Origin of the sequence: Blastococcus sp. KM273129, assembly GCF_021698995.1 — a bacterium.
Classification (GTDB): Bacteria; Actinomycetota; Actinomycetes; order Mycobacteriales; family Geodermatophilaceae; genus Blastococcus.
Genome location: NZ_SSXB01000109.1, coordinates 1 through 9,727 on the forward strand (window position 1 = coordinate 1; position 9,727 = coordinate 9,727).

7 protein-coding genes are annotated in these 9,727 nt (G+C 72.8%); 3 read left to right on the forward strand and 4 right to left on the reverse strand.

Features of this window, described 5'->3' with window-relative positions:
- The 3 genes from E9565_RS20255 to dnaK form a co-directional block, all read right to left on the reverse strand.
- Positions 1-345 (reverse strand): DnaJ domain-containing protein (locus tag E9565_RS20255; protein ID WP_236836591.1); only part of this gene is annotated, 345 nt, incomplete at its 3' end.
- 19 nt (positions 346-364) lie between these two features.
- On the reverse strand, positions 365-1,105 hold the full coding sequence (gene grpE, locus E9565_RS20260; protein ID WP_236828617.1) for a nucleotide exchange factor GrpE: 741 nt from the start codon (positions 1,103-1,105) through the stop codon (positions 365-367).
- Complete coding sequence (dnaK, locus tag E9565_RS20265; RefSeq protein WP_236828616.1) at positions 1,102-2,976, reverse strand: molecular chaperone DnaK; 1,875 nt, start codon at positions 2,974-2,976, stop codon at positions 1,102-1,104. The genes grpE and dnaK overlap by 4 nt, the downstream gene beginning before the upstream one ends.
- A gap of 471 nt (positions 2,977-3,447) precedes the next feature.
- Between dnaK and E9565_RS20270 the strand changes: the two genes are divergently transcribed.
- Together E9565_RS20270 and E9565_RS20275 are read left to right on the forward strand one after the other, a co-directional pair.
- Positions 3,448-5,745 (forward strand): (Fe-S)-binding protein, encoded by a 2,298-nt coding sequence (locus tag E9565_RS20270; RefSeq protein ID WP_236828615.1) that lies wholly within the window; start codon positions 3,448-3,450, stop codon positions 5,743-5,745.
- Positions 5,746-5,875: 130 nt separating this feature from the next.
- Positions 5,876-7,234, forward strand: coding sequence for an MFS transporter (locus tag E9565_RS20275; RefSeq protein WP_236836592.1), 1,359 nt, complete (start codon positions 5,876-5,878; stop codon positions 7,232-7,234).
- On the opposite strand, the gene dcd is transcribed toward E9565_RS20275, so the two are convergent.
- On the reverse strand, positions 7,206-7,790 hold the full coding sequence (gene dcd, locus E9565_RS20280) for a dCTP deaminase (RefSeq protein ID WP_236828613.1): 585 nt from the start codon (positions 7,788-7,790) through the stop codon (positions 7,206-7,208). The two genes, E9565_RS20275 and dcd, sit on opposite strands and share 29 nt — an antisense overlap.
- A 149-nt stretch (positions 7,791-7,939) precedes the next feature.
- Between dcd and E9565_RS20285 the strand changes: the two genes are divergently transcribed.
- A partial coding sequence (locus E9565_RS20285) for a S8 family serine peptidase (protein WP_236836593.1) occupies positions 7,940-9,727 on the forward strand: 1,788 nt, incomplete at its 3' end.

Here is a 9,727-nt window from a genome sequence, read left to right on the forward strand (position 1 = left end):
GCCCACCCCGGCCCCGGCCGCCCCGAAGAGGTCGCCGAGGTCGAAGGGCTGGCCGCCGGAACCCGGGAAACCGCCGGGGAACCCGGCCCGGGCACCGGCGCCCCCGGCACCGAACAACCGCCGCGCGTCGTCGTACTCGCCGCGCCGCTTGGGGTCGGAGAGCACGTCGTAGGCCTCGGAGACCTCCTTGAACCGCGCCTCGGCCTCGGTGTTGCCCGGGTTCTTGTCGGGGTGCAGCTCCGTGGCCAGCTTGCGGTAGGCCTTCTTGATCGCGGCCGCGTCGGCGTCCTGGGGGACGCCGAGTGCGCCGTAGTAGTCCTTCTCGATGAAGTCACGGGTGCTCATCGGACGCCCCCTCTCCCGCTCAGTCGGACGCCGGGGCGCCGGTCTCGTCGGACGCCGGCGCGGCCGCCGGGGCCGGGTTCTCCGGGTCGGTGACCGCGACCATGGCCGTGCGCAGCACCCGCTCGCCGCGGCGGAAGCCCTGCCGCAGCACGGTGGTGGCCGTCGGCACGGTGACCTCGGCCGAGGTGTCGTGCATGACCGCCTCGTGCAGCCCCGGGTCGAACTCGTCACCGGCCTTGCCGAAGGCCTCGACCCCGAGCCCGTCGAGCACGCCCAGGATGCGGTCGGCGACCACCTTGAAGGCACCGTTGAGGTCACCGTGGTCGCGCGCCCGCTCGATGTCGTCGACGATCGGGAACAGCTGCGCGGCGAAGCGCTCGGCGGCCTGGTCGACGACCAGCGAGCGGTCCCGGTCGACCCGGCGCCGGTAGTTGGCGTACTCGGCGGTGACCCGCTGCAGGTCCTCGGTGCGCTCGGCCAGCTGCTGGGCCAGGTCGCCGTCGGCACCGGGCTGCGGTGCGGCGGCGTCCTGCGGCGCAGCCGCCTGCTGCGGCGCCGCGTCCTCCCGCGACGTCGTCGTGCCGTGCTCGGTGCCGGCGGCCGGCGTGTCGTGCTCGCTCATCTGCTCCCCTGGGAGGTCGGTACCGGGCCGGGCGCCGGCCGGCTGCTCGCCGGCCGGCGCCCGCACTGCGCCGGTGGTGGGGTCGATCCGCCGCCTGTCACGGATCACGACCCGCGGCTGCTCGTCCCCCTGGCTCATCGGCGGTCGGTGTCCTCGTCGACGATCTCGGCGTCGACGACGTCGTCGTCGGCCGAGGCCTGGCTGCCCGTCGCACCGGCGCCGGCGCCCGGGCCGGCCTCCGCACCGGGCGCCCCACCGGCCGCCTCGGCCTGCTGGGCGTAGAGCGCCCCGCCGACCTCCTGCGACACCCGGGCCACCTTCTCCTGGGCGGACTTGATGGCCGCGACGTCCGAGCCGCCCAGCGCGCTGCGCAGCTCGCTCAGCGCCTCGCCGAGCTCGTCCTTCTTCTCGGCCGGGATCTTGTCACCGTTCTCGGCCAGGAACTTCTCGGTCTGGTACTGCAGCGACTCGGCCAGGTTGCGGGTCTCGGCCTCCTCGCGGCGTCGCTTGTCCTCCTCGGCGTGCGCCTCGGCGTCCTTCATCATCCGCTCGATGTCCTCCTTCGGGAGGGCCGAGCCGCCGGTGATGGTCATCGACTGCTCCTTGCCCGTGCCGAGGTCCTTGGCGTGGACGTGGACGATGCCGTTGGCGTCGATGTCGAAGGCGACCTCGATCTGCGGGACGCCGCGCGGCGCCGGGGGCAGACCGGTCAGCTCGAACATGCCGAGCTTCTTGTTGTACATCGCCATCTCGCGCTCGCCCTGGAAGACCTGGATCTGCACGGACGGCTGGTTGTCGTCGGCCGTCGTGAAGATCTCCGAGCGCTTCGTCGGGATCGTGGTGTTGCGCTCGATGAGCTTGGTCATGATCCCGCCCTTGGTCTCGATGCCCAGGGACAGCGGGGTGACGTCGAGGAGCAGGACGTCCTTGACCTCGCCGCGGAGGACACCGGCCTGCAGCGCGGCACCGATGGCCACGACCTCGTCGGGGTTGACGCCCTTGTTGGGCTCCTTGCCCCCGGTCAGCTCACGGACCAGGTCGCTCACGGCCGGCATGCGGGTCGAGCCGCCGACGAGGACGACGTGGTCGATCTGGCCGACGGAGATGCCGGCGTCGCGGATCGCCTGGTTGAACGGCGCGCGGGCGCGGTCGAGCAGGTCCTGGGTCAGCCGCTGGAACTCGGCCCGGGTCATCGTGATGTCGAGGTGCAGCGGGCCCTCGGCGCCGGCGGTGATGTAGGGCAGGTTGACGTTGGTCGACTGCGCGCCGGACAGCTCGATCTTCGCCTTCTCGGCGGCCTCGCGGAGGCGCTGCATCGCCAGCTTGTCCTTGGACAGGTCGATGCCGTTGGAGGCGTTGAACGTCTGCACCAGGTGCTTGACGACGCGCTCGTCCCAGTCGTCACCACCGAGGTGGTTGTCACCGGCGGTGGCCTTCACCTCGATGACGCCGTCCCCGATCTCGAGCAGGGAGACGTCGAAGGTGCCACCACCGAGGTCGAAGACGAGGATCGTCTGCTCGGTCTCGCCCTTGTCCAGCCCGTAGGCCAGGGCGGCCGCCGTGGGCTCGTTGACGATGCGCAGGACGTTGAGGCCGGCGATCTCACCGGCCTCCTTGGTGGCCTGGCGCTGGGCGTCCTCGAAGTAGGCGGGGACGGTGATGACGGCGTCGGTGACCGGCTCGCCCAGATAGGTCTCGGCGTCCCGCTTCAGCTTCTGCAGGATGCGGGCGCTGATCTCCTGCGGGGTGTAGGTCTTGCCGTCGATCTCCCCGGTCTTCCAGTCGGTGCCCATGTGGCGCTTCACCGAGCGGATGGTGCGGTCGACGTTGGTGACCGCCTGGTTCTTCGCCGACTGGCCGACGAGCACCTCGCCGTTCTTGGCGAAGGCGACGACGGAGGGGGTGGTGCGCGAGCCCTCGGAGTTCGCGATGACCGTCGGCTCGCCGCCCTCGAGGACGGTGACGACGGAGTTGGTCGTGCCGAGGTCGATGCCGACCGCTCGAGCCATGGAGATGGCCTCTCTTCCGTGTGCTGGGGTGGTACTGGTCCGTGCGGGGGAGTCGGTGTCCGCCATTGCGCGGGGTCCACTCAACTTTCCTGCCCACCCTAACGGCATGCAGCGCGACCGTGTTCCCGGGCCCGCACCCCTTTCGCGTCCGGACCCACCCCGGCCCCGCCCGGCGCCGCTCCGGCGCGGGCAGAGGGCGGCCCGACCGTGTTCTGCGTCACCCCGGAGCGGGATTGGGCGGGGCGCCCGGTGGCCGGACACCGATCCGGGGCACCGCGCCCGTGGTTACCGGCGAGTAGCCTCACAGGGCGCCAGCTATCGTGCGCAGGAGTGCCGGCTGCGCCTGCCTGCACTGCGCGCCGAGCGCCGGCCGACCGGCCGGCGGGCCGGTGCGCGCACCGCACACAGCCCCGTCGCCCGCGCGGTCGGCGGGAGTCGACCGACGCCACCTGGCGTACGGGAGGGGAAAACATGACGGGCCCGCTGCAGATCGTCCTGGGGACGATCAGCGTCCTGTTCCTGATCGTCGCGTCCGTCATGGCCTACCGGGCCGTCCGGGCGATGGTGCGGATCATCCGCACCGGGCAGCCCGACGGCACCCGCTTCGGCCCGGTCAAGACCCGGCTGAAGACGATGCTCGTCGAGTCGCTGGGCCACACCCGGATGCTCAAGTGGTCGAGCATCGGCGTCGCCCACTGGTTCGTGTTCCTCGGGTTCTACGGCCTGTTCCTGACGCTCGTCGAGGCGTTCGGCGAGGTGTGGGACCCGGCGTTCCACCTGCCGCTGATCGGCACCTGGGCGATCTGGAACCTCTTCGTCGACATCATCGGCACCGGGACGATCCTCGGGATCGTCTACCTGATCATCCGGCGCCAGCGGGACCACCCGCGCCGGCAGGGCCGCAAGAGCCGGTTCGCCGGCTCGAACGAGGGCCGCGGCTACTTCGTCGAGGCCGTCGTCCTGGTCGTCGGCATCAGCATCCTGAGCATCCGCGCCGCCAAGATCGCCTCCGGCCTCGACGACGCCCCGACCTGGTCGCACCCGGTCGCGAGCCTGCTGTCCAACGTCTTCCCGGACAACCCGGACGTCGTCACGATCGTCGCGTTCATCAAGATCGTGGTGTCGCTGACCTGGCTGGTCGTCATCAGCCGCATCCTGAACATGGGTGTGGCCTGGCACCGGTTCAGCGCCTTCTTCAACATCTACTTCAAGCGCGAGGCCGACGGCGCCCCGGCGCTCGGCCCGCTGCCGGCGATGACCTCCGGCGGCAAGCCGATCGACTTCGAGGACCCGGGCGAGGACGACGTCTTCGGTCGCGGCAAGATCGAGGACTTCACCTGGAAGGGGATGCTGGACTTCACCACCTGCACGGAGTGCGGTCGGTGCCAGAGCCAGTGCCCGGCGTGGAACACGGGCAAGCCGCTCAGCCCGAAGATGGTGATCATGGACCTCCGCGACCACCTGTACGCGAAGGCCCCCTACCTCCTCGGTGAGAAGACGGCGAGCGAGACGGCGCCGGACTACGACGTGCTCAAGCCCAGCGACGAGCAGGTGTGGGCGTCGGGCTACGCCCGCATCGAGGGCACCAACGACGCCCAGGCCCACCGCCCGCTGGTCGGCACCCTCGAGGAGGGCGGGGTCATCGACCCCGACGTCCTGTGGAGCTGCACCAACTGCGGCGCCTGCGTCGAGCAGTGCCCGGTGGACATCGAGCACATCGACCACATCGAGGACATGCGCCGCTACCAGGTGCTGATCGAGTCCAACTTCCCGTCCGAGGCCGGCGTCATGATGACCAACCTCGAGAAGCGGGGGAACCCGTGGGGCATGGGCGGCAACGTCCGCGAGGACTGGATCAAGGAGCTCGACTTCGAGGTCCGCGTCGCCGACGGCCCGCTCCCCCACGACGTCGAGTACCTGTTCTGGGTCGGCTGCGCCGGCGCCGTCGACGACCGCGCCAAGAAGGTCACCAAGGCCGTCGCCGAGCTGCTGCACACCGCGGGCGTCGAGTTCGCCGTCCTCGGCAACGGCGAGACCTGCTCGGGCGACCCGGCCCGCCGCATGGGCAACGAGTTCCTGTTCCAGCAGCTGGCCATGGAGAACGTCGAGACCCTCAACGGCGTCTTCGAGGGCCGCGTCCCGGGCACCCGCAAGATCGTCGCGACCTGCCCGCACTGCTTCAACTCGCTGGGCCGGGAGTACCCGCAGGTCGGCGGCGAGTACGAGGTCGTGCACCACACCCAGCTGCTCGGCCAGCTCGTGGAGGAGGGCCGGCTCACCCCGGTCACCCCGGTCGACCGCAAGGTCACCTACCACGACCCGTGCTTCCTGGGCCGGCACAACAAGGTCTACACGCCCCCGCGGGAGATCCTCGACTCCGTCCAGGGCCTGTCCACGCAGGAGATGCACCGGTGCAAGGACCGCGGCTTCTGCTGCGGCGCCGGCGGTGCCCGCATGTGGATGGAGGAGAAGATCGGCAAGCGGATCAACATGGAGCGCACCGAGGAGGCGCTCGAGCTCGATCCCGACGTCATCTCCACCGCGTGCCCGTTCTGCATCACGATGCTCAGCGACGCGCTGACCAGCAAGAAGCAGAACGGCGAGGCCGGCGAGCACGTCGAGGTGCTCGACGTCAGCCAGATCCTGCTGCGCTCGATGAAGCCGGTCGCCGTCGGCGCGCAGGGTGCCGAGCAGGGTGCCGACGTCGGCACGAAGGCCGACGACGTCGCCGGCCTGGGCTCGGCCGCCACGGAGCACGATCCGCAGTAGCAGCACGACGACGGCGGCGCGCATCCCCCTCGGGGTGCGCGCCGTCGCCGTTCCCGGGGCGGTGCGCGGTGGTTGCAGCGTGCACCGACCCGGCGATCGTGTGGGGTGCGTCATGGAGGACGCTGTCCGGGTGACCCGCACCGCCCCCGCCCGTAGCAGCACCGGCACCGGTCGTCGCCGGGGGCTCGGCCTCATGGCCGTCGCCATCGTGCTCACCGCGCTCAACCTCCGGACGGCGGTGACCAGCGTCGGCCCCGTGCTGCAGGAGATCGAGCGGGGGCTGGGCATCTCCAGCGGCCTGGCCGGGGTGATCACCACCATGCCGGTGGTCTGCTTCGCGCTCATCGGCTTCACCGGCCCGGCGCTGTCGGCCCGCTACCGCGACGCGCACGTGCTCGCCGGAGCCCTCGTCGCGATGACCGCCGGGCTCGCGTTGCGCAGCCTGGCCGGGGGCTTCCCCGTCTTCCTCGGGGGCACGGCGCTGGCCATGGCCGGCGGGGCCCTCGGCAACGTCATGCTCCCCGGTCTGGTGAAGCGCCACTTCCCGCGGCGGACCGGCCCCCTCGTCGGCGCGTACAGCACGGCGATGGGCCTGGGCGCGGCCCTCGCCGCGGTGGCCTCCCAGCCGATCGCCGACGCGGCGGGCACCGACGGCGGCGGCTGGCGCTGGGCGCTCGTCGTCTGGGCCCTGCCGGCGCTCGTCGCGGCCGGGGTGTGGCTGGCCGTCCCGGCCGCGCCCGACGTCTCCCGCGCGAGCCACTCGGCCGTCCCGATGCGGGCGTTGGTGCACAGCCCGACGGCGCTGGCGGTCACCGCGTTCTTCGGCGTCCAGGCGCTGCAGGCCTACGTCGTCATCGGCTGGTCGGCGCAGTACCTGCGCGACTCGGGCCTGAGCGCCGCGACGGCGGGGCTGATGCTGGGCCTGAACGCCGTCGTCGGCCTGCCGCTGAGCGCCGTGATCCCGTCGCTCGCCGTCCGCCCGCGGCTGCAGCGCCCGCTGCTGGCGGTCTTCACCGCCAGCTACGTGACCGGTTGGGTCGGCCTGTGGACGGCGCCGGCCACCGCGCCGTGGCTCTGGATGGTGCTGATCGCCGTCGGCATGGGGACCTTCCCCATGGTGCTGACCCTCATCGGCCTGCGCGCCCGGACGCCGGAGACCGTCGCCGCCCTCTCGACGGTCAGCCAGAGCTGGGGCTACGTCGTCGCGGGGGCCGGCCCCCTGCTCGTGGGCGTGCTGCGCGGGGCGACCGGCAGCTACGACGGCATGTTCGTCGTCGTGCTCACCGGCGTCGCGGTGCTCGCCGTCGCCGGGTGGGTCGCCACGCGCCAGGTGTTCGTCGACGACGAGGTGGAGCGGGCGGTGCCCGGCTGGTCACCGGCGGGACGCCGCCCCGACGTGCTGGAGAGCGCCGGGGTCGAGATCCCGGCCGCCGCCCGGGCCCACGACGCCGACCAGGGGGCTAGGGACGGCGGGTCTCCGCGCGGGTGAAGTTGCGGAACGAGCGCGACGGGGTGGGCCCGCGCTGGTCCTGGTACCGGGAGCCGTAGACCGCCGACCCGTAGGGGTGCTCGGCCGCGCTGGTCAGCCGGAACAGGCACAGCTGACCGATCTTCATGCCCGGCCACAGGGTGATCGGCAGGTTCGCCACGTTGGACAGCTCCAGCGTGATGTGCCCGGAGAAGCCCGGGTCCACGAAGCCCGCCGTCGAGTGGGTGAGCAGCCCGAGACGACCCAGGCTCGACTTCCCCTCGAGCCTGGCCGCCAGGTCGTCGGGGATGCGCACGACCTCCAGCGTCGACCCCAGGACGAACTCACCCGGGTGCAGCACGAACGGCTCGTCACCCTCGGGCTCGACGAGGGTGGTGAGGTCGTCCTGCTGCTCCGCCGGGTCGATGTGGGTGTAGCGGGCGTTGTTGAAGACGCGGAAGTAGCGGTCCAGCCGGACGTCGATGCTGGACGGCTGCACCAGCCCCGGGTCGTAGGGCTCGATGCCGAGGCGTCCCCCGGCGATCGCGGCCGTGATGTCGCGGTCGCTCAGCAGCATGGCGCGGAGTCTAGGGAACCGGGTTCCCCCTCCGTCCGGGTGAAGGACACCGCCGGGGCCCTCAAGCACCACCCGCCCGGCGCCGTAGCGGCACGGGAGCGCCCCACTGCGACCGGCGGGGGCCACGGGGTGGCCGGGGGTCGGCAGGGATGACGAGCAAGCGGGTGCTGGGAGCGGTGCTCTCCGGCGCCGTCGTGGCCGGTTACGCCGGGGCCGCGGTCTGGACGGCGTGGGCCACGCCGGCCGTCGAGGTCGCCACGGGGTTCGGCGAGGGCGACGGGCTGACCCGCTACGTGCTCACCGCAGGCGCCTCCTCCGGCGACCTGCTGGCGGCGCTGGCCGCGGTGCCCGGCGTCGAGAGCGCGCAGTGGGTGGACGACGGGCTGGCCCTCGTCGCCGCCGACGGCCTGGGCCCCGAGCGGCTGCGGGCGGTGCCGGGGGTCGCCGACGTGGCCCTGTCGACGTCCGTGCCGGTCCTCGGCTCGGTCACCGACCCGCTGTTCCCGCAGTACGGCTGGAACCTGGAGAACACCGGCAGCAACGCCTACGGCCAGCCCGCCGTGGCCGACGCCGACGTGGACGCCACGACCGGCTGGGACACCGGCACGGGCGTGGGCCGCGTCGTCGCCGTCATCGACTCGGGCTTCGACTCCGACCACCCGGAGCTGGCCGGTTCGCTGTGGACCAACCCGGCCGAGCGCTGCGGCACCGCGGACACCGACGGCAACGGCCTGCCCGGCGACTGCCACGGCTGGAACTTCTACGCGGACGATGCCGACATCGACAACGGCAGCCTGGGCAGCCACGGCACCAGCGTCTCCGGCGTCGTGGGGGCGCGGGCCGGCAACGGGTACGGGTCCGCGGGCGTGGCGCCCGGCGTGTCGATCATGCCGCTGGTCGCCGGCGGCGGGAGCACCGTCGACATCTACCTCTGCGCCAAGGCCATCCGGTACGCCGTCGACCACGGCGCCGACGTCATCAACGCCTCGTGGGGCGGCCAGCTCAGCGGCCCGCCGCTGGAGGCGCTGCGCTCGGCCGTCGCGTACGCCGAGGCGCACGGCGTCCTCGTGGTCGCCGCCGCCGGCAACGACGGCGGGAACCGGGACACCAACCCCGTCTACCCGGCCGGCCTGACCGAACCCAACGTCGTGACCGTCGGCAGCTCCACGGCCGCCGACACCGTCGCCGCCCACTCCGGCTGGGGCGCCACGTCGGTGGACCTCTTCGCCCCGGGCACCCGGGTCGCCGCCCCGTGGAACGACGGCGGGATGCGCCTGGTCGACGGGACGTCGTTCGCCGCGCCGCACGTGGCCGCCGCGGTGGCGCTCTACCGGGCCGTCTCGCCAGCGGCCACGGCCGCCGAACTCAAGCAGGCGCTGCTCGCCGACACCGACCGGGTCGCGGCCTTCGCCGGCCGGTCGGTCACCGGTGGCCGCCTGTCGCTGACCCGCATCGGCGACCACGTCGGCGAGACGGTGCGCTACGCCTTCACGTCGATGACCGCCCGCCCCGGGACCGTCACCCCCGCGATCGGCATCAGCGCCCCGGCCGGCAGCGGTCGCTACACCGTCGACATCGGCCTGGGCATGGAGGACGGCGGCGAGATCTGGGCGCTGGCGAAGAAGCCGGTGACCCTCGACGGCGCCACCGTGGCCACCGACGACGCCGGCGACGCCCGCTTCGACCTGGGCTCCTTCCCCCACTTCGACGGCATCGGGCTGGCGCCGTCGATGGAGCTCGGCGCCGGCCGCTACGTGCTGACCACCCAGCTGTACCGCGACGGGGAGCCGCTGGGCCGCATGCACGCCGCGCCGCTGCTGGTGTCCCCGGCCGGCGACGCCACCCCGGGCGCCCCTGCACCGGCCCCGGACGGCACGACCACCCCGCCCGGCACGACGCCCCCCGGCGACCCCGCGCCCGGCGGCACAGCGCCGGGC

What these genes read in the sequence shown, in the direction of transcription:
- grpE (WP_236828617.1), bottom strand. Translation starts at nt 1,105, where the DNA reads ATGAGCCAGGGGGACGAGCAGCCGCGGGTCGTGATCCGTGACAGGCGG.
- dnaK (WP_236828616.1), bottom strand. Translation starts at nt 2,976, where the DNA reads ATGGCTCGAGCGGTCGGCATCGACCTCGGCACGACCAACTCCGTCGTC.
- E9565_RS20270 (WP_236828615.1), top strand. Translation starts at nt 3,448, where the DNA reads ATGACGGGCCCGCTGCAGATCGTCCTGGGGACGATCAGCGTCCTGTTC.
- dcd (WP_236828613.1), bottom strand. Translation starts at nt 7,790, where the DNA reads ATGCTGCTGAGCGACCGCGACATCACGGCCGCGATCGCCGGGGGACGC.